Raw genomic sequence first — 22,969 nt, forward strand, 5'->3', positions numbered from 1 at the left:
GGGACAGTTGCACAGCCATGAGCAGTCTGCGTCCACCGCGTGAGGACCCTCCGGTGCTGGAGGAGTGGTACCGACGGCACCTGGGCCCCGACATCCACGACATCAGCTCCAGCGGCGTCCACCCGTACACCTTCGCCGAGATACGCGACCTGTGCGGCATCCCGGCCGAGGACCTGGACGCCGTCGTCATGGACGACAGCGTCTCCCAGGGCGGCGCGGGCATCCGGCAGGCGATCGCCGACCGGTACGCGGGCGGCGACGCCGACCGGGTGCTGGTCACCCACGGCTCCAGCGAGGCCATCGCGCTCACCCTGGGCACGCTGCTGCGGGCCGGCGACCGCGTGGTCGTCCAGCAGGGCATCTACCACTCGCTGGGCCACTACCCGCGGGCGGCCGGCTGCGAGCTCGCCGAGTTGCCGGCCGCCGCCGTGCGCGAGGGCGAGATCGACGAGGACGTACTGGAACGCCTGATCACACCGGGCACCACGGCCGTCATCGTCAACTTCCCGCACAACCCCTCCGGAGTGACGCTGTCGCCGCCGGGCCTCAAGGCACTGACCGAACGGACCGCCGCCGCCGGCGCGGCCCTGGTGTGGGACGCCGCCACCGCCGAGATCGCGCACCGCTGGGACGTTCTCCCGGATCCAGCCGCCACCCCCGGTGACACGGTCTCCTACGGCACCTTCTCCAAGACCTTCGGTCTGCCCGGGCTGCGGGTGGGCTGGGCGATCGCGCCACCGGAACTGATCACGGCCGTCTTCCCGCTGCGCGACCGGACCACGCTCTTCCTGTCCCCGCTGGTCGAGCTGATCGCCGAGCAGGCGATGCGCCACGCCGAGGTGCTGGTCGGCACGCGGGCGGCCGAGGCGCGGCGCAACCTCGCGTACCTCACCGAGTGGATGGCCGAACACCAGGACCTGGTGCGCTGGACGCCGCCGGAGGGCGGGGTGTGCGCGCTGCCCGTCTTCCGTGAGCTGGAGGAGGCCAAGGCCGGGCCGGCCGCGGTGGAACGGTTCTGCCTGGAGCTGCTGTCCCGCCACCGCACGCTCCTGGTGCCGGGGACGGCCTTCGGCGCACCGCACGGCGCCCGGCTCGGCTTCGGCGGTCCGGAGGAGACCTTCCGCGCCGGGCTCGCGGGGCTGTCGGAGTTCCTGCGCACCCGCGAGGCCGCCCGGTGACCGCCGCGGACGGATCCGACGTACTGGACATGTGGGACTCCCGCGTACGCGAGCACCCCGAAGCGCCCGCGCTGGTGACGCCGTGGCAGGTGTTCACGTACCGGGCGGTGGACCGGCTGACCGACGCCTGGGCCGGCTCCCTGGCCGGGCGAGGCGCGGGCCCCGGGCGGCTGGTGGGCCTCGCGTTCACCGACCCCGGCCGCACGGTGCTGGGCATGCTCGCGGCGCTGAAGGCGGGAGCCGGGTTCACCGTCCTGGACGACCGGCTGCCCGCCGCCGCGCGGGCCTCGCTGGTGCGCCGTACGGAGGCGGCGGTGTGGCTCGGCGACGGCGCCCACGCCCCGGCGACGGCGTATGTGCCCGCGTACGTGCCGTCGTGGACCACCGGCAGCGGGCCGGCGGACGCCGAGGGACCCGCGCCTCGGCGGCCGGCCCGGACGGCCGCCGGGAGCGACGTGGCGTACGTGCTGTTCACCTCGGGGTCCACCGGGCAGCCCAAGGGCACGGTCATCCAGCGGGACTCGCTGAGCGGATTCGCGCTCGCGGTCGCCGAGCGGCTGGAGCTGGCCGCCGGGGACCGTTGGCTCCAGGTGGCCTCGCTGGGCTTCGACGTCCTGATCGAGGAGGTGTTCCCCGCGCTGGTGGCCGGCGCGGCGGTCGTGTGCAGGGGCGACACGCAGGCCCTGGACGCGGAGGAGCTGCACACCACGATGGCCCGCACCGGGACCACGGTGGTGGAACTGTCCACCCAGTACTGGCTGGAGTACACCCGCTGGCTCGACTCGCGCGGCCTGACCACCCCCGCGGATCTGCGCCTGGTGGTGGTCGGCGGCGAGCGCATGGACCCGCGGCCCTACCGGGAGTGGCAGGCCCGCCAACCGGCCCGGCTGGCCCACGTGTACGGGCTGACCGAGTGCACCGTCAGCTCCACCTTCTACACCGGTCTTCTCCCGGCCGGCGCCGAGGAGGTCCCGCTCGGCACGCCGCTGCGGAACGTGGAGATCAGCGTCCGGCGTGACGGGCGGCCGGTACCCCGCGGTGAGTCGGGCGAGATCCACATCGGCGGGCCGCTGCTCGCGCGCGGCTTCCTCGGCGACGAGGCCGCCACCGCGCGCCGCTTCGTGCCCGACCCGCTGGCCGCCGCCCCCGGCGCACGTGTGTACAGGACGGGCGACCTGGGGCGGATCGACGCCGCCGGCGACCTGGTCTTCCTCGGGCGCCTCGACGACCAGGTGAAGATCCGTGGCCACCGGCTGGAACCGGCGCGGGTGGAGCGCGCCCTGTGCGAGAGCCCGGCCGTGGACCAGGCCGTGGTGTTCCCGGACCCCGCGACCGGGACCGTGCTGTGGGCCTTCACGGTCCCGGCCGACCCGCGGCACGCCCCGCTCCCCGGCGAGGCGGTCCGCCTGACGGGGGCGGAGAGGGACGCCCTGGTGGCGCCGCTGGAGGCGAGCCTGCCCGACTGGGCCGTACCCAGGGTGCTGTACCGGGTGTCCGTCCTGCCGAAGAACCCGCACGGCAAGATCGACAAGCGCCGGCTGAGCGAGTGGGCCACGGTGACGGGCGCGGTGACGGCCTCGGCCGGGCCCGGCGGTCCGGCGCAGGTACCGGCGCCGGTACCGGGCGTCGCCGAGGGACCGGACGCTCCGGGCACGGCCGCCGAGCCGCGGCTGCGCGACGATCCGCTCCCCACCGTCGTGGACCTGTTCCGCGAGGTCCTGGGGGCACCGGAGATCGGCCCCGACGACGACTTCTTCGAGCATGGCGGGCAGTCCCTGCTCGCCATGCGCCTCCTCGCGCGGCTGCGCGAGTCCTTCCCCCCGGCTGCCGGGCTGCGGGCGAGCGCCCTGCTCCGGTGCCCGACCCCCCGGCTGCTGGCCGGGGCGCTCACGGCCGGCGAGACGGCCGCGCCCCGCGAGACCGCCCGGCCCTGAGCCGCCGCGGCGTGCGCACCGCCTTCGCGCCGACCCCACCCACCATCGCGTCACACAGCACCACCCGAGGGCACGCGGGACCGGCTCCGGCCGCCCGCGAGCAGTAACCATCCCCGACCACTCAGCGAGAGTTGGCAATGTCGAACCTCACCGACCAGTCCACACGCAGCTACACCCTCACCTCCGACGAGGCCGCCGCCACCGCGGAGCTCACTCTCGAACTGGCCGCCGCGTACCCGTCCTTCGGCGACCCCGGACTGCTGCGCGACCTGCCGCGGCTCGCCGCCCGGCTCCCCCTGGGCGTGCAGCACTTCCTGCGCGACTTCAAGCTGGGCGACCGCCACGGTCATGTGGTCGTCCGCGGGCACGACTTCGACCAGCAGCGCATCGGGCCCACCCCCGAGCACTGGCGCGACCGTCACCGGCCCGGTCCGGAGTTCCCCGAGGAGCTGCTGCTGATGCTGTACTCGGCGCTGCTGGGCGAGCCCTTCGGCTGGGCCACGCAGCAGGACGGCCACCTCGTGCACGACATCTTCCCGATCCGCCAGCACGAGAACGACCAGCTCGGCATGGGCAGCAAGGAGTTGCTGACCTGGCACACCGAGGACGCGTTCCACCCCTACCGCAGCGACTACCTGATCCTGGGCGCGCTGCGCAACCCCGACCACGTGCCCACCACGGTCGGCGAGCTGGACCTGGCCTCGCTGTCCGATGAGGACGTCGACATCCTCTTCGAGCCGCGCTTCCACATCGCGCCGGACGAGTCGCACCTGCCGAAGAATAACACCATCACCTCCGAGGAGGAGGCCGCCCGCTTCGCCACCATCCAGCGGATGATCGACGAACGGCCGCTCGGCCCGCTGCTCTACGGCTCGCGGCGGGACCCGTACATGCGTCTCGACCCGTACTTCACCTCCGTGCCCGAGGACGACGCCGAAGCCCGGCGCGCCTACGACGCGCTGTTCAAGGTGGTGGACGCCGGGATGCGGGAGGTGGTCGCCGACCAGGGCGACGTGCTCTTCATCGACAACCACCGCGCGGTGCACGGCCGCCAGCCGTTCCAGGCCCGCTACGACGGCACCGACCGCTGGCTCAAGCGGGTGTGCGTCACCGCCGACCTGCGGCGCTCCCGCCCGATGCGGGCCACCGCCGAGACCCGGCTGCTGGGCTGAGCGCACCCGTGGCACTCACGCTCACCGACCTGTCCCGCGCCCCGTGGCTGCTGCCCGAGGTGGACGCCCTGATCGGCGCCAACATGCCCGCCTTCATGAGCTGGGAGTCCCCCGGCAACTGGCGCTGGCACGAGATGTACGAGCGCTACCCCGCCCACCAGCTCTGCCTGGTGGACGGCGACGGGAAGCTGGTCGCGGCGGCCAACGGGCTGCCGCTGCGGTGGGACGGCACCGCCTCGTCACTGCCCTCCGGCAGTGACGAGGTCCTGGTGGAGGCCGTCGACCACGGTCCCCCGGACCGACCGGACGCCGTGTGCATGCTGTCGGTCTCCGTCGACCCCGCGCACCGGGCGGCCGGCCACGCCGAGCGGCTGCTGACCGAGGCCCGCGCCAGGGCGACGGAGCGGTGCCCGCGCGGTGTGGTGATCCCGGTGCGGCCCACGCGCAAGCCGCGCTACCCGCTGATCCCGATCGAGGAGTACGCCGCGTGGCGCCGCCCCGACGGCCGCTGCTTCGACCCGTGGCTGCGCACGCACCTGGAGCTCGGCGCCCGGCAGCTGGGCATCGCCCACCGGTCCCTGGTGATCCGACAGCCCGTGGCCCGCTGGGAGGAGTTCCTCGGTCACGCGCTGCCCGGGCCGGGCGACCATCCGCTGCCCGGCGGCCTGGTACCGCTGCGGGTCACCGACGACGGCCACGGGACGTACACCGAGCCCAACGTCTGGGTGCACCACCCGGCCGACGCGCGGTGACCCCCGCCGCACGCCCCCCGCGCCGCGGCGTGCCCACCCGCTCCCGAACCGCTCCCCTCCGAGCCATCCCCTTCCGACCTTCTGGAGAACCCATGCCTCCCGTACGCCTCGCCATCGTCGGGTGCGGCGCCGCCGCCCGCGGCTGCCACGTGCCCGCCCTGCCGCCGCTGAAGGGCGATGTGCGGCTGACCGCGCTCATCGACCCGGACCCCCGCCAGGCGCGGGCCGCGCTGGACCTGTACCGCGAACTGGGCGGCACCGGCGCCGACGAGGTGGTGATCGCCTCCGACCCGGTCGAGGCCGCCGATGCCTTCGACGCCGCCGTGGTCGTCGTACCGCACACCGTGCACGCGCGGACCGTGGAGTCGCTGCTCGCGGCCGGCAAGCACGTCCTGCTGGAGAAGCCGATGACCACCTCGGCCGAGGACGCGCGGCGGCTGGTCGCCCTCGCCGCCGACGCCTCCGCGCCGCTGCTCGCGATGGCCCATCCGCGGCGGCTCTTCCCCGCGTACGCCTGGGTCAAGCGGCTCATCGAGGGCGGCGACCTGGGCGACGTGGTGCGCGTCGACTGGGCGGAGGGTCACCCGTACGCCTGGGAGCCGGTCTCCTGGTCGATGTTCGACCGGCGCCTCGCGGGCGGCGGGGTGCTCACCGACACCGCCTCCCACGTCTTCGACACGCTGCTGTGGTGGCTCGGCCCGGACGTCGAGGTCGTCCGCTACGAGGACAACTCGCTGGGCGGGGTGGAGACCGACGCCGGCGCCCATCTGCGCTTCGGTCCGGTCGACGCGTACTGCGAGTTCAGCCGGCTGCGCGACCTCGGCATCTCCTGCACGGTGACGGGTAGCAAGGCGACCGTCACCATCGGCACCGACTTCCCGGCCGGTGAGTGCACCCTGGTCACCTCCGACGGCGTGGAGCTGCACCGGGGCGACGTGGAGGCGGTGGACCCCGCCCAGGGCGAGTGGGAGCTGCTCTTCACCGAGCAGCTCGCCAACTTCGCCGCGGCCGTGCGCGGCACGGCGGCCGTGCACTCCGGCCCGGAGGACGGCCTGCGCGTCGTCGAGCTGATCCAGGAGTGCTACGGCGGCGCCCGCGAGGACGCCGTCCAGCCCTGGACCACCCGCGGCGGCGCGGCCGACGGTGATCCGGCGCTCGCCGGCCGCACCGTGGCGGTCACCGGCGCGAGCGGCTTCATCGGCGGTCGGGTCGTCGAGCGGCTGGCCCTGGGGACGCAGGCCCGCGTCCGCCCCGTGGTGCGTGGCTTCGGCCGCGCCGCGCGGCTGTCCGTACTGCCGCAGGAGCGGCTGGAGTTCCGCCAGGCGGACCTGCTGGACGCCGACGGGCTGCGGGCGGCCTTCGAGGGCTGCGACACCGTCGTGCACTGCGCGTTCGGCAGCGCCGGGGAGGAGGCGGACCGCTGGGCGGCCTCCGTCGACGGCACCGCCGAGGTCCTGGCCGCCGCCCGGGCCGCCGGGGTCCGGCGGGTGGTGCACCTGAGCACCGTCGACGTCTACGACCCCGCCGTCAGCGGTGACCTGACCGAGGAGTCGCCGGCCCGACCGACGGACCCCGCGGACCACGAGTACGAGCAGCAGAAGCTCGCCGCGGAGCGGCTGGTCCTCGACGCCCACGGCCACGGCCTGGAGACCGTCGTGCTCCAGCCCGGTGTGGTGTACGGGCCGTGGGGCGGCCAGTGGACCACCGCCCAGTTGCGGCGTGCCGAAGGCGACTTCGCCGCTCTGCCGACCGGTGAGGACACCGGCGTGTGCAACGCCGTGTACGTCGACGACCTGGTGGACGCGGTGCTCCTGGCCGTCGTCAAGGAGGCGGCCGCCGGGCAGCGCTTCCTGGTCGGCAACGGCGAACCGCTCGCCTGGGGCCGCTTCTTCGACGCCGTCCGCTCGCTGCGCGGCATGGGCGAGCCGGCGGCGCCGGCCACCGGGGACCCGGTGCCGGACTGGGAGCTGGAGCTGTACCGCTCGACCGCCCGGGCCCGGTACGACAAGGCGGAACGCCTGCTGGGCTTCACCGCGCGCACCCCCTTCACCGAGGGCGTCGGGCTGACCGGGCAGTGGGCGGGCTGGGCCCGGCAGGTGCCGGAGGCGCGGTCATGACCGGGGTCACCGATGTGCTGGTGGTCGCACCGCATCCCGACGACGACGTCATCGGGTGTGGCGGTTCCATCGCCAAACACGTCCGGGACGGCGCCCGGGTGACGGTGGTCATCGTCATCGGGCGCGAGCGCAGCGCCCTCGACGACGCGGTCACCGACGCCGAGTTCGCCGCCGAGACGGAGGCCGCCGCGAAGGCGCTGGGCGTGCACCGCTGCGTCCGTTTCGACGAGCCGTCACGGGACTTCGCGCTCTCCCGCCGCGTACACCTCGACCTGGTACGGGTGTTGCGGGAGGTGCGGCCACAGGTGGTCTACCTGCCCCACGACAACGACGACGACGTCGAGCACCGCATGGTGCACCAGCTGACCACCGAGGCGTTGTGGATGGCTCAGTCGGACTTCTTCCAGGAGGCGGGCGAGCGGCCGATGCCGGCGCCCCGGCTGGTGCTCGGGTACGAGGTGTGGGCGCCGATGGCCCGGTTCCAGTACGCGGAGGACATCGGCGGCCAGATCGAGACCAAGGTCGAGGCGATGCGCGCGTACGTCTCGCAGCTGCGCCACGCCGCCTGGGACGAGGGCATCCGGGGGCTGGCCCGCTACCGGGGCGCGGTCTCCGCGGGCTCGGGGCACGCGGAGGTGTTCCAGGTGCTGAGTCTGCGTACCCCGTCCGCGGCCGGCGGGCCGGCCGGCGACGGGCGGGGAGGCGACCGTGACTGAGCGGCTCCTGGTCTGCGGGATCGGCTCGGGGATGGACCACTCGCTGGCCGAACTCCGCTCGGGCGGGCGGGAACTGGTGGTGGTCACCGATACGCCCACCGGCCGGGCGCAGGCCGCGGCGGACGTCCTGCTGGTCTGCGACCCGACCGACGGCACGGCGGTCCTGGCGGAGCTCTCGGCGGCCGGCGTCGACCGGCTGGACGGCGTGTTCTCGCTCGGCGCCGACAACCCCCCGGTGATCAGTGTGCTGGCCGACCGGTTCGGCTGCCCCGGCCTGCCGCTGGAGACGGCGCTCAACTGCACGCTCAAGGACCGGCGGCTGGCGATCCTGCGTGAGGCGGGCCTCGACCTCCCCCGGTTCGCGACCGCCGAGAGCGTCGAGGAGGCGCTGCGGGCAGTCGCCGAGGTCGGCCTGCCTGCCGTGATCAAGCCCAGCGACCAGACCGGTTCGCTGGGGGTGATCAAGGTGGACTCGCCGGGGGCGGTACGGGAGCGGGCGGCCGAGGCACTCCGGCTCAGCCCCGTCGGCCGGATCGTCGTCGAGGAGTTCCTGGAGGGCACCGAACACACGCTGGCCGCCTTCATGGTCGACGGCGAGCTGCACCGGTTCGGTTTCGCCGACCGGGAGTACGGGCGCAAGGAGGAGTTCGCCCCGTACTTCTTCGAGGGCGGCGACACTCTCCCGAGCCGGCTCACCGAGGAGCGGATCGAGGAGATCACCGACACCGTACGGCGCGGGGCCCGGGCCCTGCGCCTGGACCCGGCGGTGATCAACACCGACATCCTGCGCACCCGTGACGGCCGGGTGGTGCTCCTGGAGATCACCTGCCGGCTCACCGGCGCGCGGATCGCCACCGAGGTGATGCGGCTGGCCACCGGGGTGAACCCGCTGCCGAACCTGGTCCGCCTGGCGCTGGGCCGGCCGCTGGACCTCTCCGAGTTGCGGCCGACCCGCGACGGGGCGGCGGTCCAGCGGTTCCTGCCGGCGGACGGCGGGGTGGTGGAGTGGGTCGGCAACCCCCGGGACGCCGCCCGCCGGGTGGGGGTGCACGACGTCTTCTGGGGCATCGAGCTGACGCCCGGCACCGTGGTACCGCCCTACCGCGGCGGGTCCGACGTCCTGGCGGGCGTGATCGCGTACGCCGACGAGCCGGCCGAGGCGGAGGCGATCGCCGAGCGCGCGCTGCGCGCGCTGCCCCTGCGGTTCAAGTCTTCGGCGCGATGACCACGACACCGGCGACGACCGCGTGCGGACCGCTGGGCGCGCACAGCCGCACGCGGACCCGCGCGCGCACACGAACACTACGAGGGAGAACGGGATGACCACCGACCTGGTGGACGAGGCCGCAGTCGACGAGGGGATCGCCCGCACCGCCGTGGTCATCGCCCTGCGGGACGACCTGCGGATCGCCGACTGCATCGCGTCGATCGACGAGGACGTCGAGATCGTCCTGGCGCTCAACGGCCCCAGTGACGCGGTACTGAAGCTGATCGCCGACCACCCCCGGCCGCTGACCGTCACCGAGATCGACGACGTCGGCAACCTGGGGGCGGCCTACAACGCGGGGGCCGCCGCCACCGACCGGCAGTACCTGCTCCTCATGGACTCCGACTGCACCTTCGCCCCGGGTGTGGTGCGGGCCATGGTCCGCGCGGTCCTGACCGACCCGGTGGTGAAGGGGCAGGTGGTGTACGGCGAGTCGGACGGCCTGCTCAGCAGGCTGACCGCCCGGGTGAGGGAGTTCGACGAGGGCGACTACGTCAGCGCCCTGTCCCCGCCGCTCATCTACAACAGGGCGATCGTCGACCACATCGGCGGCTACCACTTCGACGAACTCATCCACTGGTGCGAGGACCGGGAGTTCGACTTCCGGCTGCAGCTGGCCGGCATCCCGGTGGTGCACCTGCCCGAGGCACGGATCTTCCACGACGCCCAGCACGGCTTCGCGAACATGCGCAGCTACTTCCGCTACGGCGTCGGCGAAGGCATCGCCCAGGAGACGGGCGTGTTCACCACACCGGCCGTGCCGGTGCTGTGGCGGCTGTACGAGGCGACCAGGACCCTGGTGCACTGCGCACGTGACAAGGGCGCGGGCGCGGCGGCGTACTACGCGCTGCTGAAGGTCGCCTTCCACGCGGGTACCGCGCACCATCTGCTCAACGACCCCTACCGGGTGCGGGACCGCTACCCGGCCTCGGCCAAGCGGGCCCGTATGGTGCGGTCGATCCCGCAGCACAGCGCCCGCCTGACCAAGCCCCAGCTGCGGCGGCTGCGGCGGGCGCACTGGGAGGCGGGCCGGCGGATCGAGAAGGTGACCGACCTGTCGGTCTTCCGTCGGGGCTCCGCCGGCCCGGTCGCCGCGTCAGCCGCCGGTGAGGCGCGGCAGCAGCAGGCGTGAGGGATGGTCACCGCCGTGGTGGACCGTGTGGTGCGCGACCACCCGGGGGTGGACGTCGAAGCGCGGTGCGTTGCTGGCCGCGACCTCCAGACGGACGCGGTGGCCGGTGCGGAACACATGGCCGATCGCGCCCAGGCGGACGGTGACTTCGACCGGCCGGCCGGGGGCGGGCGCCCCGCCCGCCCCCGGTGCCGTCGTCGCGGGTGGCGCCGGTGCCGGTTCCAGCCGGTGGATGCCGTCGCACAGCAGCTCCGCCCGGCCGTCGGGCCGGACGTCGACGAGCTTGCCGGTCACGTCGGCGCCCGCCGCGTCGGGGGTGACGTACACGGTCAGGACGGTGTCGCCGACCACGGTCAGCGGGGCGGTGAGCGGTGCGCCGGTGAAGCACAGGACGTCGCCGCGCCGCTCCACCTCGCGCTGGTCGAGCGGGCCGCAGTCGGCGCCGGTGAACTGGCCTGGCAGGGCGGTGGCGCCGCCGGTGGTGGGCACCGGGTCGGCCGGGTCGTGGTGAAGCGCGTCGCGGCCGGGGGCGTGTGGCGCGGGGCCGGGTGTGAGCCGTCGGCCGTCCAGGTGGAGCACGTACTCCTCGGTGCCCGGGACGGGCCAGTCGGGGAAGGTGCGCCACTCGTCGGCGCCGGTGAGGAAGAGCCGTACCGGCTCGGGGGACGCCGGACCGGTGCGCCGTCCGCGCAGATGGCGGTCGAAGTGGTCCAGGTGCAGGCCGGTGACGTCGAGCCACTGCTCGTCGGCGGCGAGCCCGTAACGGCGCTGGGGGAAGATCCCCCCGGTGACGCAGTGGGACCACGGACCGACCACCAGGCGCGTCTCCACGCCCTGCTCCCGAATTCCCCGGAAATTCTCCAGGGCGCCCGCGAGGAATATGTCGTACCACCCCGTCAGATTGAGCACCGGAACGTTTATCGACGGATACGATTCGCGGGGTGCGGCGCGCTTCCAGTACGGGTGGCCGGTGGGATGTCCGGCCCATTCCCGGTAATAGGGCGCGAGCCGGTCCAGAAGGTCCGCGGCGGCTTCCGGGTCCGCGTACAGCTCGTCGATCCGGTCGACCGCGCCGGCCACCTCGGCCAGCTCCGGCCCGGTCAGGCCGGCTCCGTCGAGCAGCAGGTCGTACAGCACCCAGTAGAGGAGGAAGCCCAGCTGGAGGGCACCGCCCTGGCGGGTCCAGCCCTCGTCGAACCCGGACCCGGCCACGTGCGGGGCGATGGCGCCCAGGCCCGGCGGCCGCTCACCCGCCGCGAGCAGCGCGGCCATGCCCTCGTACGAACGGCCGAACAGGCCCGCCGAGCCGTCGCACCACGGCTGCTGCACCGCCCAGGCGACGGTGTCCGCGCCGTCCGCGGCCTCCTTCCAGTACGGCTCGAAGGTGCCGCCGGAGCCGAACCGGCCGCGGACGTCCTGCACCAGCAGGGCGTACCCGGAGCGGACCAGCCGCAGGCCGTCGACGGAGGCTCCGCCGGGACTTCCCCCTTTTCCGTAGGGCGTCCGACGGACGAGCACCGGCACCGCCCCGGCCGTTTCCGGCCGGTAGAGGTCGGCGCTCAATAACACACCGTCCCGCATGGGTATCTTCACATCGTGTTCCACAACAATACGCACCCGCCAATATTCCAACAGAATCCGGGAATTCACAATGGAGTCCTCCGCAGCCTCAGCCTCATTTCTGGAACCGTTCTTCGCGACGGCGCGCGCCGATCCGGGCCGTCCGGCCGTGGTCGACAACGGGCTCGTCCTCACCTACGGCACCTTCGCCGCCTGGGTGCTGGAGGTGGCGGGCGCCCTGGAGCCGCGCGCCGCGAAACCGCAGCCACCCGTGGGTGTCGTCGTGCACCACTCGGCGCGTGACGTGGCGGCGATCCTCGGCGTGCTGGCGGCCGGGCGGGCGTACGTGCCGCTGGAGGCCCACCACCCGGAGGCCCGGCTGGAGGCGATCCTGCTACGGGTCGGTTGCCGGGAGGCGGTGGCGACCGCGGAGACCGGCTGGCAGCCCCCCGTCGAGCAGGTGGTCAGGCCGCGCTGGGCGCCCGCCGCCGTGGCGTCCGTGACGGCCCCCGCGCCACGCCGTCCGGGCCCGCGGCCCGAGGACCCGGCGTACGTGCTGTTCACCTCCGGCTCCACCGGCGAGCCGAAGGGGGTGGTGGTTCCGTACCGGGCGGTGGCGGCCGTGGTGCCACCGCTGCGGGCCCTGTACGGCATCGGCGAGGGCGAGTTCGTGCTGCACTTCCACGGCGCGGGCGGTGACACCAGCCTGGAGGAGATCCTGCCGGCCCTGACGGGTGGCGCCACCCTCGTCCTGGACGACGGGGCGCGGGACGAGTTCGCGCGGGTGGCACAGGAGCAGCAGCTCTCGGTCGCCGTGCTGCCGACCGGGTTCTGGGACGGTCTGACGGGTGATCTGCTGCACCACGGCGACCGGTTGCCCGCGTCCCTGCGCACCGTGGTGATCGGCGGGGAGGCGGTGCGCGCCGACATGCTGGAGCGCTGGCGGCGGCTCGGCGGTACCGAGGACGTCCGGCTGCTCAACACCTACGGCTCCACGGAGACCGCGCTGGTCACGCACGCGGTGCAGCTCGCCGGACCGGGTGCCCCCGCGCTTCCGGAGACCGGCGGCGACCTGCCCATCGGGCTGCCGCTGCCGCATGTCGGCCAGCGCATCGACGAGACGGGCGAGTTGCACGTCTCCGGGCCCGGACTGGCGCTCGGCTACCACGACGCCCCGGAGGCGACGGCCGCCCGCTTCGGCGAACGGGACGGCGCCCGCTGGTACCGCACGGGCGACCTGGTCGACGAGGCGGCGGGGGGCGTCCTGGTGTTCAGGGGGCGCTCCGACCACCAGGTCAAGATCCGTGGCTTCCGGGTGGACCTGCTCGACGTCGAGGCGCTGATCGGACGGTGCCCGGGGGTGTCGTCGGTGGCGGCCGCCAGGGTGGACCGCGCCGGGCACTCGTCGCTGGCCGCGTTCTTCGTCCCCCTGCCGGACTCCGAGCCGGGCGAGGTCGCCGCGGGCATCCGCGACCGGCTGACGCGGACGGCGCCGCCGCACCTGGTGCCCAGCCTGATCGTGCCGGTCGGCGCGCTGGAGGAGACCCACACCGGCAAGGTGGACCGGAACGCGACCCGGGACCGCCACCTGAGCACCGTGGAGGCCACCCGATGAGCGCCGCCGCCATGGCCCCGGGCGCGGAGGCCGCGGAGCTGGCCGCGTACGCCTCGCGGAGGCTCGGCGTGACGCTCGTACCGGAGTCGGCACGGACCGACGACAGCGGTTGGGACTTCCGCGTCACCCACATCCGCGCCACCGACGGCACGCACTGGATCCTGCGGCAGCCTCGGCGGGCGGAGGCCTCCGCCCAGCTGGCCGTGGAGGGCGCCGTGCTGAGCGCCGTGCGCGACCGGGTCCCGGTGGCGGTGCCCGACTGGCGGCTGGACACCCCGGACCTGGTCGCCTACCCCCGTCTTCCCGGTGAGGCGGCGGGCGGCGAGGACCCGGGCACCCTCGTCTACGCCTGGTCGATGGACCCGCTGGCCCGCCCGGACCACTACCTGGAGCCGCTCGCCCGCTGCCTGGTCGCGGTGCACGCCACGCCCCTGGACGGCACATGGGAACTTCCGGGCGCACACCCGGCCGGCCCCGACGCCGTACGCTCCCGGATCGCGGACAAGCTGACCCGTGCCCGGACCGAACTGGACCTGCCCGCCGCCCGGTTGCGCGGCTGGCAGGAGTGGCTGGACGACGACCGGCTGTGGCCGGACCGCCTGGTGCTCGTCCACGGAGACGTGCACCCGGGCCACACCCTGGTGGAGCGCCGCGCGTCCGGCCCCCCGGTGCTGTCGGGCCTGCTGGACTGGGCGAACGCGGGCATCGGCGACCCGGCGGCGGACTTCGTCGACATGCTGTACGCCGGCGGCACGGACGTTCTCGGCCGGCTCCTGGACGCCTACCGGGCGGCGGGCGGCGAGGTCCGCGACGGCATGCGGGCGCACATCCTGGCACGGGCGTCCTTCATCTGGGTCCATGTGGCGCTGCGGGGCCTGGACACCGGCACCCCGGCGTGGGTGGAGACCGCGCTGCGGAGGCTGGCCCGGTGAGCGGCGGGACGGCGTACACGGTGCACGGCTCGGGGCGGCCGGTGGTCCTGGTCGCCGGCGCGGGAGGCACGGGCCGGATCTGGGAGCACCACCAGGTGCCCGCGCTCACCGCGGCGGGCCACCGGGTGATCACCTTCGGGCACGGCACCGGCGGCTGCTCGGCCGGCGAACTGGCCGCTGGGGTACGGGACGTGGTGACGGCGCTCGGGCTGCCGCCCTGCCCGCTGGTCGGCCACTCCCTGGGGGCCCTGGCGGTGCAGGAGCTGCTCCTCACCGATCCGCACCTGGCGAGCGGCGCGGTACTGGCCGCGACGCGGGGACGGCCCGACGCGGTCGGTGACGCGCTGGCTCGCGCCGAGGCCGCGTACGTGGCGGCGGGCAGCCGGCTGCCGCCGGAGTACGAGGCGTTCGTACGGCTGGTGCAGAACCTCTCCCCCAGGACCCTGGCGGACGAGGGGGCGGTCGCGGAATGGCTGGACTTGTTCGAGATCGCCTCGCTCGGTGGCACGTCCGCCGCGCACCGACCGCACCCCCCTGTCCCCAACCGGCTGGCCGCGTACCGGCGGATCACCACGCCCCTGCTGGTGGTGGGCTTCGCCGACGACGTGCTGGCCCCCGCCCACCTGGGCCGCGAGGTGGCCGCGGCGGTCGCCGGCGCCCGCTACACACAGCTGGCGGACACCGGCCATCTCGGCTTCCTGGAACGCCCGGATGTCTTCAACACCGTCCTGCTGGACTTCCTCGCCACCCTCCCCACCACCGATCCCGGAGCATCCCGTGTCCACTGAGCCCCAGAAGTCGCAGAAGTTCCCGGAGTCCTTGAAGCCCCAGGCGTCCCTCACGGAAGCGTCCGCCTCGGTCGAGGTGGTGTACGTCGGCCAGGAGCCGCCCGGGACCTGGGACGCGTCCGTGTACCTGTGCGGCCCCACGCCCACCGATCCGGCGGAGCGATCCTGGCGCCCGGCCGCCGTGGACGCCCTGCGCGCCGCCTGGGACGGCCCGGGGCGGCTGGCGGTCTTCCTGCCGGAGCCCGCCACCGGCGGGTCCTACCCGGTGTACGAGGACCAGATCGCCTGGGAGGAGGAGGCGATGCGCCGCTCCGACGTGGTCCTGTTCTGGATCCCCCGGGAGATGAACCGGCTCCCCGGGCTGGTCTCGAACATCAAGTGGGGGGCGTGGTACGACTCGGGCCGGGCGGTGCTCGGGACACCGCCGCGGGCCGAGCGCATGGCGTATCTCCTGCACTTCGCCGAGGCGCTCGGGGTGCCGGTGGAACGTACCCTTCCGGGCGCGGCGGCGGCGGCCCTGCGCGCGGTGGGCCACGGCTCCCGTCGCACCGGCCACGAGCGGGCCGTCCCGCTCACGGTATGGCGGACCCAGCCCTTCCAGAGGTGGTACGCCGCGCGCCGGGCGGAGGGCTGCCGACTGCTGGACGCGCGCGTGGAGTGGTACGAGCGGGCCGCGGCCCCGGACGGGGCCCCGGCCTGGCTGCTGACCGTCACGGTGGCGCCGGGCGACGGGGCCGCTCCCTCCGTGCACCGCCTGCTGTCGGCTCAGGGGCAGGGCATGCTCATGTAGAGCGCCTGCTCGCCCTCCGAGGGCGTGCCGTCGTAGAGGGCGGTGTCCAGCCCGCAGAAGGCGAAGCCCATCCGCCGGTACGCCCGGATCGCCGGTGCGTTGATGTTGGTGACCTCCAGCCAGATGTGCCCGGCACCGCGCTCGCGGGCGAACTCCACCGCGAGCCCCATCAGCGCGCGGCCGACCCCCCGCCCCCGGTGCTCCGGGGCGATCTCGATGTCCTCGATGGTCAGCCGGCGGTTCCAGCCGGAGTACGACACGGCCACGAACCCGGCCAGGTCACCGGCGGCCCCGTGGGCGACGAAGGTACGCGAGTCCGGGTCGCCCTCGTCGTCCTCGTCGTCGCCGTCCGACTCGTCGTCGGGGAACACCTTGGTCAGCGGCGGCTCCACCGGAACCTCCCGCAGTGTGAACCCGTCCTCGGTGACGGTCACCTGGAAGATGGTGCCGGTGGTGAAGGAGCCGTCCAGGGCTTCGATGGCCTCGGTGTCCTCGGGACCGGCGGTGCGGTACCGGTAAGCCGTGTCGTCAACAGTGGTCATGGCACGACGCTATGGCCGCTCCGACCACGACACGGCGCATTTCGGCCGCCCCCGCCGGCGCCCTCCTCCCAGAGCCCCGGCTCACGCACCACACCGGGCCCACCCGCGCCCGCGGACGCGCCGCTCGCAGGCACCGGCAGTCGGCACGGCGCCGCCGCCTTCCGCCGTCCGCCTTCCGGTCAACTCCAGTTGCGGGCGTTCTTCAGGAGGGTGCTGTGGACCTGGGAGAGCCGGTAGTCGGACAGGGACCCCGGCTGGACGGCCAGGTAGAGGGTGTTGATGGGCGGTATCTCGGGTTCCATGAGGATGGTGATGGCGCCGGACGCCAGGGCAGCGGAGCACAGGCATCTGGGCAGTACGGAGATGCCGGCGGAGGAGATGACGGCGGCGAGGATGCCGCGCAGGTCGGGGATGACGGCGGTGACGGGGCAGTCGGGTTCGCTGTTGAACACGGTCTGCCAGTAGAGGCGGATCAGCGGCATCGTGTCGGCGTAGGCGATCATCGGTGCTTTGAGGACGCTGTGTCGGTCGACGCCGGAGGGAAAGAAGTCCTCGACGGCTTCGGGCGAGGCGACGAGGATGAGTTCTTCGTCGGCCAGAGGGGTCGTCTCCAGCCCTCGCCGCGAGGGACGGACGGTGGAGACGACCAGGTCGAGAAAGCCTTCTTCGAGCTGCGGGAGGAGTTCGTGGCTCGCGCCGAGGGACAGCCGGATTCCCAGGCCGCCGGATACGAGGCTGGAGACGGCGGGGACGACACGGGCCGCGGTCAGTTCGGCGGTGGCTCCGATACGGATGGGGCGTTCCTCGTCCGCATGGCCGAAGTGCCGGTGGATCGCGGAGTTCAGACCCTTGAGGGACATCCGCACGTCACGGGCGAGGACGGAGCCGCTGGGGGTGGGAAGGGCCCCTTTGGCGGTCCGTTCGAACAGTGGACGCCCGAACTCCTGCTCAAGATTACGGATCTGCTGGGTGACGGTTGGCTGGGTCACGCCCAGGTGGCGTGCCGCTTTGGTGAAGGACCCGGTCTGGTACACAGCCATGAACGTTTGCAGCCAGGTGAGTTGCATGAGGATCCGGCCCCCGTGCCGGATTGCGCATGGCGCGCCGCACGGCGTGGTCCATGCTGAGCCCGTGGCGGTCCGTCATCAGGCCGGAGGGCCGCCACGCGCCGTTCCTAGTCGAGAGACCAGGTCTCCCCGGTGTTCTCGTGATGCCCGTTGCGCAGAGCGTTTCGCTGGATCTTCCCTGACGCGGTCAGAGGGAGTTCCGTGGTGAATTCTACGGCCCTGATCATCTTTTCGTCCGGGAGTTCCCGGGAGACGTGGGTGAGGATCTGCCGGGCGGTGGCCTTGGTCGCGGCCCATCCGGGGGCGAGCACGATGTGCGCTTTGGGGATGAACATGCCGATCGGGTCGGGTACGGGGACGACGGCGGCGGCAGCCACGGCGGGGTGGGTCAGGGCCGCGGTCTCCAGTTCCAGGGGGGAGATGCGGTGGTCGAACGACTTGAACATGTCGTCGTCGCGGCCCGAGTAGTACAGGGCACCGTCCGCACCCCGGGTGACGATGTCGCCGGTGTGGTAGATGCCGCCGGCGAACGCGCGGGCGGTTCGCTTGCCGTCGTCGTGGTAGCCGGCCATGACTCCGGCGGACATCTCGGACAGGTCCAGGCACAGTTCACCGGGTTCGTCCTCGCGGACCGGATTGCCGGTGGCGGTGTTCAGGACGGCGGCCCGGTAACCGGGCATGGGCCAGCCCATGCTGCCGGGCCTGCCTTCCCGCCCCGGTGGGATGCCGATCTGGCAGGTGGTTTCGGTCTGCCCGTAGCCGTTCCTGAGGGTGAGGCCCCAGGAGTCACGGACGGCGTCGACGAGACAGGTGTCGAGCGGTTCTCCGGCGGAGGTCGCGGAGGTGAGGTGGGCGGGCGGGTTTCCGAGGCCGTGGGCGACCATGGACCGCCACACGGTGGGGGGTGCGCAGAAGCTGGTGATGTCGTGCTGCTGCAGGGCCCGCAGGATGCGGTGGGGCTCGGATCCGGGGTGGGAAAAGGCGACAGCGGTGGCTTCGGCGTTGAAGGGGACGAAGAAGGAACTCCAGGCGTGCTTGGCCCAGCCGGGTGCGGCCATGTTGAGGTGCCGGTCACCGGGCCGGACTCCGTTCCAGTACATGCCGGACAGGTGTCCGACCGGGTAGCTGGTGTGGGTGTGGATGACCATCTTGGGCCGGGAGGTGGTGCCGGAGGTGAAGTAACAGAAGAGCGGGTCGTCTGCACCGGTGTGATGGACCGGTTCGAAGGGTTCGCGCGGGGCCTTGTAGGAGGCGAAGTAGTCGAGCCAGCCATCGGGAACGGGGCCGTCGGTGCAGATCCCGGTGAGGTGGTCGGAGATCCCGGCGAACTTGGGGGCGAGCTTGGCGGAGGTGACCACGTGGCTGACGCCGGCACGTTCGACACGGTCCTTCAGCTCCGCAGGGGAGGCGGTGGGGTAGGTGGGGACGAGGATCGCACTGATCTTGATGGCGGCGATCATCACCTCCCACAGGGGCAGCAGGTTGTGCAGGGCGATCAGGATGCGGTCGCCGCGGGCCACGCCGTGCCCGGTGAGCCAGTTGGCGACCTGATCGGAGCGCTGGGCGAGTTGGCGGTAGCTGGTGGCGTGGTCGGTGACGGTTCCGATCAGGCGGAGGGCGGTGCGGTCGTTGTCACGGGCGATCACGTCGAACCAGTCCAGCGCCCAGTTGAAGCGCGGGATCTGGGGCCAGGTGAACTTTTCCTGTGCGGTCTCCAGGTCGTCGCGGTGCTCCAGGAGAACGTCACGGGCGGCACGGAAGGCCCGGGTGGCGCAAGGACTCCTCATCGGATGCTTCCCATCATGGTGGCGTGTCGAGGGACGGAGACCTCGGCGTCGGCGCCGAGGGTGGCGAGCATGGAGCGGGCGATGGCATCGGCGTCCTGCTTGAACAGGGTGTTCAGGCCGGGCTTGCCGGAGCCGACCTGAGTGAACCAGCGGGTGTGCTCGGTGGGGATACCGAGCGCGTACAGGTCGGGCTGGACTTCCCCGTCGGCGCTGATCACGTGGAAGGGGGCGCGGGTGACGTTCAGTCCACCCGTCGGGGCGGGGGGCGCGGTGCCGGGTCCGGTGCGGAAGTACTCGGAGACAATGCCGGTGGAGACGAGGGAGGACGTCAGCTCGGAGGTGTCGCGGTGCAGGTCGGGGGTGGGGATGCGGGCGTCGATGAGGGCCGCGGCCCACCTGACGGCTCCCCGGACCTGCGGGGAGGAGATCTTGAACAGACCCTTGGCGTCGTCCTCGGCGAATACGGTCGCGGGTCCGACGATGTCGACCTGGCCGGCTTCGATCAATGCGTAGAGCTGTTCGACGCGTTCGGCGGGGGGCCCCGCGGACAACAGGGAGTTGACGGGAAGGAACTGGCGGTTGAAGTCCTCCTCGTGGGAGGCGGGGAGGAGCCCGTTGTAGTCGACGGCTTCGCGTACGACGTTGCGAATGTCGCGCAGGACGTCGAGGGCGGCCTTCAGCGGCCCCCGGGCGTTGCCGAGGGCGGCGTCGTCCAGGTCGGCACGCATCGTGCGCAGCAGGTGGGTGCGGAAGTGTCCGGGGCTGGAGAAGGACTTGCCCGCGAACGGGCGGGCGAGCTTGTGCAGATCGAGTTCAGGGAGAGGGCCGGTACCGCCCTGAGCGCGGTGGGTGTCCTGGTAGACCTGGTCGACTTCACGCATCAGCAGCGGCCAGACGTCCTCTGCGAAGGACAACTGGTCGTTGCCGGTGGTCTCCCGGCGGCGGACGCGGGCGGCGGCGACGGCCTGCTTGGTGAGGTGGCGTGCCTTGTGGCTGTGGTCGGGCCGCTTCTGGTTGACGCCCCGGGCGGGGATGGGCAGCCCGGAACGCGATCCGGCGACGATGTAGGGTTCGCGGCCCGAGGGGATGTAGGTCATGCGGTCGCCGTTCGTCTCGAACGTGCCGCCGCGCCCGATGGTCAGGTCCAGCATGACGTCGTAGAAGGACAGGCCGAGTCCGCGGATGGCGACGGTGGAGCCGGCCGGGACGGCACGTTCTCCGAGGTCCATGTCGGCGGCGGAGTCCCCGCACTCGTAGTGCGGGCCGTAGGCGTTGCGGGCACAGAAGTCGATCATTCGGCGTTCGAACGGGTCGGGGAGGTTCTTGGGATGACCGGTGGCCAGCAGGACATGGTCGGCGGCGATCACGTACGGGGAGCGGTCGACTTCGACGAACCAGCCTCCGGCCGGGCGGGCGGCGAGGGACTTGGCGCGGGTGCGGGTCGAGATCAGCTCCGTCCCTCCGGGGAGGTGCTGCTCGATGCTGCGGTAGACGTCGCGCAGGTAGTGACCGTAGGTGCGGCGCGTGGCGTAGTCGTCCGAGCCGAGCGGGAGGATGTCGGCGCGGCTGCGTGACCACTCGTCCAGCGCGGGGCCGGCGCCGGGCCGCCACGGGCCTTCGTCGGGGGTGCCGGAGTACATGGTGATCTGCCCGGCGACGGTGTTCATCGTGTACCAGTCGTCCTGGCTGGTACGCCAAATCCGTCCGGCGCCGATCTCGGTGTCGTCGATGGCGTGGATGCGCACCGGCCGGCCGGGCGGTGTCTCGGTGAGGCGGACGGCGAGGCGTTCGAGTACGGAGATGCCGCGCGGGCCGGTACCGATGACGGCCAGGGTCAGGGGCTGCATGGTCATGAAGCGTCCTTTGCTGCGGAGGCGAGGGCGAGGCGCTGGCCGGCTTCGAGGTGCGGGGCGTCGTAGTGGTGCTGGACGTGCCCGAGCATCGTCAGGAACCCGCCGGCGGTCAGCCGCGGCCTGGAGGCGGGGCGCTCCACGGAGATGGGCATCGATCCCGTGGTCAGCCACTTCAGGCGGCCGTCGGGGGCGATGTAGGCGCGGGTTCTCTGGGCGTTGTCGGCGTGCAGGCAGTACGGCACGTCGAGGTAGCCGCGCTCGAACGCCGTCAGGAGCCCTGGGCCGACGTCGTCGGACAGGTCCAGGACCGCTTCGACCAGCGCGCGGGCCTCCTCGTACAGGCCCTCCTGCGCCGGCCCGAAGACCAGCGGCGGCTCCTGCGATGCCGCGGACGCGGTTTCCAGGGCTGCGATGTTGTCGGCGATGGTCGGGATCCGGTGCGCTTCGGCAGGGGTTTTGACGATCATCCGCTCGACGCCGGTGGACTTCGCCAGCAGCGCCGAGGCACGCAGCAGGTCGAGAGCACCGCCGGAGGTCCGGGGGAAGACGCCCATGTAGGTGTAGAGGACGACGTGCCATTGCGTGCCGTCCAGGTGTTCGGCGGCCAGGCGGCGCAGGGCGGCGATGGCTTCGGCGTCCTGGTCCGGATGGGTCTGCTGCGCGTACGACAGGGAGATGCTGGTGATTCCGTGCCGGCGGAAGAAGATCCCTTCGAGGAGGGAGATGGCGATGAGGAGGCTCGGGGGGCAGAGCTGTCCCAGCATGCAGCCGCCGAAGCTCTCCAGGTGCGCGCCGGGGACCTTCTCCGCGAGGAGTTCGCAGCTCTTGGCCCAGGCGTCGTGGGCCTGGGCGAGCGGGGTGCGGCTGTAGGGCAGGCAGTAGGACACGGGCCCGCCCTCGGTGGCGTTCAGACCGGCGTCGATGAGTCCCTGGACGATCCCGGCCGGCAGCGGCGACCCGTGGCGTACCTGGATCGCGAACTCCGGCGCGTCGAGGCCGGCGAGCATCGCCCGGGTGACGTCCGCCCCGTGCGCGACGATCGGGAACCCGTTCAGGTCGCTCTTCTCGTCCAGGGCCTTGCGCGCGGACGCGTGGTCACCGACACGGGTGTAACTGTCCAGGGTGATCGTTCCCACCGTCGTCGCGCGGGCGCGGGAGACCGCGTACAGCCCTTCCCGCATCTGGGAGACGGCTGGCATCCCCATGCGGGGCTGCACCACCAGACGGCCCTTCCGCGCGGCCCGGGCGACAGTGTCCCCGAACAGCACCGCATCGTGTGCGCTGCTCATCCGGCGGCCTCCAGCTCACGCCGCGGGCCGGTCAGGGTGAGGTAGTCGCGGAAGGTGTCGATGCCCTGGCCGTCCTCGAAGACCGCCGAGAACCCGGCGTCCATCAGCTCCGGGCCGGCCTGGCCCCCCTCCCCCGCCTTGATGTCGAGCTTCCCGCCGATGACGACCGGAAGATCGGCGAGGTCGAGAAGGGCGCGAATGCGGGTGATAAGGCGTTTTCCATCGAGGGCGCCGTGGCCGTTGACGCTGGAGAGCACGACCACGTCCGGCCGGTGGCGGCGCGCTTGCTCGATGAGCAGGTCGTCGGGGACGCAGGAGCCGATATTGATCACCTCGTGCCCCATCTCCTCGAGGAGGATCTGGAGGAACACCAGATTCCAGGTGTGGGAATCGGATGAGGTGGAGGAGACCAGGACACGCCGTTTCGATTCCCGGTCGGGATGGATAGCCTGTGCGGGCGCAGGAAAAGTCATGCTGC

General features: G+C 72.9%; 19 protein-coding genes. 12 read left to right on the forward strand and 7 right to left on the reverse strand.

What is annotated here, in order from left to right:
* Window positions 1–17 precede the first annotated feature (17 nt).
* The 8 genes from vioD (at window position 18) to ABD347_RS11155 (ending at window position 10,268) form a co-directional block, all read left to right on the forward strand.
* Window positions 18–1,178, forward strand: a complete 1,161-nt coding sequence (gene vioD / locus ABD347_RS11120; protein WP_344359689.1) for a capreomycidine synthase — start codon at window positions 18–20, stop codon at window positions 1,176–1,178.
* Window positions 1,175–3,112 (forward strand): amino acid adenylation domain-containing protein, encoded by a 1,938-nt coding sequence (locus tag ABD347_RS11125; protein WP_344359691.1) that lies wholly within the window; start codon window positions 1,175–1,177, stop codon window positions 3,110–3,112. Before vioD ends, ABD347_RS11125 begins: the two co-directional genes overlap by 4 nt.
* 137 nt (window positions 3,113–3,249) lie before the next feature.
* Complete coding sequence (vioC, locus tag ABD347_RS11130) at window positions 3,250–4,284, forward strand: arginine beta-hydroxylase, Fe(II)/alpha-ketoglutarate-dependent (protein ID WP_344359693.1); 1,035 nt, start codon at window positions 3,250–3,252, stop codon at window positions 4,282–4,284.
* Window positions 4,285–4,292: 8 nt separating this feature from the next.
* A complete protein-coding gene (locus ABD347_RS11135; RefSeq protein WP_344359695.1) occupies window positions 4,293–5,036 on the forward strand; it encodes a GNAT family N-acetyltransferase in 744 nt (247 codons plus the stop codon).
* A 92-nt stretch (window positions 5,037–5,128) separates the two neighbouring features.
* On the forward strand, window positions 5,129–7,153 hold the full coding sequence (locus tag ABD347_RS11140) for an NAD-dependent epimerase/dehydratase family protein (protein ID WP_344359696.1): 2,025 nt from the start codon (window positions 5,129–5,131) through the stop codon (window positions 7,151–7,153).
* Complete coding sequence (locus ABD347_RS11145; RefSeq protein WP_344359698.1) at window positions 7,150–7,869, forward strand: PIG-L deacetylase family protein; 720 nt, start codon at window positions 7,150–7,152, stop codon at window positions 7,867–7,869. The genes ABD347_RS11140 and ABD347_RS11145 overlap by 4 nt, the downstream gene beginning before the upstream one ends.
* The gene (locus ABD347_RS11150; RefSeq protein WP_344359700.1) at window positions 7,862–9,094 is read left to right on the forward strand and encodes an ATP-grasp domain-containing protein; all 1,233 of its coding nucleotides are present in this window, start codon (window positions 7,862–7,864) and stop codon (window positions 9,092–9,094) included. Before ABD347_RS11145 ends, ABD347_RS11150 begins: the two co-directional genes overlap by 8 nt.
* Before the next feature lie 94 nt (window positions 9,095–9,188).
* Window positions 9,189–10,268, forward strand: coding sequence for a glycosyltransferase family 2 protein (locus ABD347_RS11155; RefSeq protein WP_344359702.1), 1,080 nt, complete (start codon window positions 9,189–9,191; stop codon window positions 10,266–10,268).
* On the opposite strand, the gene ABD347_RS11160 is transcribed toward ABD347_RS11155, so the two are convergent.
* Window positions 10,233–11,861: a CocE/NonD family hydrolase gene (locus ABD347_RS11160; RefSeq protein WP_344359703.1), complete on the reverse strand. Its 1,629-nt coding sequence runs from the start codon at window positions 11,859–11,861 to the stop codon at window positions 10,233–10,235. The genes ABD347_RS11155 and ABD347_RS11160 overlap by 36 nt on opposite strands.
* Window positions 11,862–11,919: 58 nt before the next feature.
* Here ABD347_RS11160 and ABD347_RS11165 point away from each other — a divergent pair, with 58 nt between their 5' ends.
* The 4 genes from ABD347_RS11165 to ABD347_RS11180 are packed head-to-tail and all read left to right on the forward strand — an operon-like array spanning window position 11,920 to window position 15,953.
* Window positions 11,920–13,443, forward strand: coding sequence for an AMP-binding protein (locus ABD347_RS11165; RefSeq protein WP_344359705.1), 1,524 nt, complete (start codon window positions 11,920–11,922; stop codon window positions 13,441–13,443).
* On the forward strand, window positions 13,440–14,375 hold the full coding sequence (locus ABD347_RS11170; protein WP_344359707.1) for a macrolide 2'-phosphotransferase: 936 nt from the start codon (window positions 13,440–13,442) through the stop codon (window positions 14,373–14,375). The genes ABD347_RS11165 and ABD347_RS11170 overlap by 4 nt, the downstream gene beginning before the upstream one ends.
* Window positions 14,372–15,163: an alpha/beta fold hydrolase gene (locus ABD347_RS11175; protein WP_344359709.1), complete on the forward strand. Its 792-nt coding sequence runs from the start codon at window positions 14,372–14,374 to the stop codon at window positions 15,161–15,163. The genes ABD347_RS11170 and ABD347_RS11175 overlap by 4 nt, the downstream gene beginning before the upstream one ends.
* On the forward strand, window positions 15,153–15,953 hold the full coding sequence (locus ABD347_RS11180; protein ID WP_344359711.1) for a nucleoside 2-deoxyribosyltransferase domain-containing protein: 801 nt from the start codon (window positions 15,153–15,155) through the stop codon (window positions 15,951–15,953). Before ABD347_RS11175 ends, ABD347_RS11180 begins: the two co-directional genes overlap by 11 nt.
* Here ABD347_RS11180 and ABD347_RS11185 read toward each other — a convergent pair.
* From ABD347_RS11185 to ABD347_RS11210, 6 genes are all read right to left on the reverse strand, one after another.
* Window positions 15,929–16,495, reverse strand: coding sequence for a GNAT family N-acetyltransferase (locus tag ABD347_RS11185; protein ID WP_344359713.1), 567 nt, complete (start codon window positions 16,493–16,495; stop codon window positions 15,929–15,931). The genes ABD347_RS11180 and ABD347_RS11185 overlap by 25 nt on opposite strands.
* Before the next feature lie 179 nt (window positions 16,496–16,674).
* The gene (locus ABD347_RS11190; RefSeq protein ID WP_344359714.1) at window positions 16,675–17,562 is read right to left on the reverse strand and encodes a LysR family transcriptional regulator; all 888 of its coding nucleotides are present in this window, start codon (window positions 17,560–17,562) and stop codon (window positions 16,675–16,677) included.
* 107 nt (window positions 17,563–17,669) lie between these two features.
* Window positions 17,670–19,349 carry an AMP-binding protein gene (locus ABD347_RS11195; RefSeq protein WP_344359716.1) on the reverse strand — a complete coding sequence of 560 codons (1,680 nt, stop codon included), beginning with the start codon at window positions 19,347–19,349 and terminating at the stop codon, window positions 17,670–17,672.
* Window positions 19,346–21,202 (reverse strand): FAD/NAD(P)-binding protein, encoded by a 1,857-nt coding sequence (locus ABD347_RS11200; RefSeq protein WP_344359718.1) that lies wholly within the window; start codon window positions 21,200–21,202, stop codon window positions 19,346–19,348. The genes ABD347_RS11195 and ABD347_RS11200 overlap by 4 nt, the downstream gene beginning before the upstream one ends.
* Window positions 21,199–22,491, reverse strand: coding sequence for a methylaspartate mutase (locus ABD347_RS11205; protein ID WP_344359719.1), 1,293 nt, complete (start codon window positions 22,489–22,491; stop codon window positions 21,199–21,201). The genes ABD347_RS11200 and ABD347_RS11205 overlap by 4 nt, the downstream gene beginning before the upstream one ends.
* Window positions 22,488–22,964, reverse strand: a complete 477-nt coding sequence (locus ABD347_RS11210; protein WP_344359721.1) for a cobalamin B12-binding domain-containing protein — start codon at window positions 22,962–22,964, stop codon at window positions 22,488–22,490. The genes ABD347_RS11205 and ABD347_RS11210 overlap by 4 nt, the downstream gene beginning before the upstream one ends.
* Between the last annotated feature and the right edge of the window lie 5 nt (window positions 22,965–22,969).

The sequence above is a fragment of the Streptomyces gobitricini genome (assembly GCF_039532985.1).
Lineage (GTDB): Bacteria > Actinomycetota > Actinomycetes > Streptomycetales > Streptomycetaceae > Streptomyces > Streptomyces gobitricini.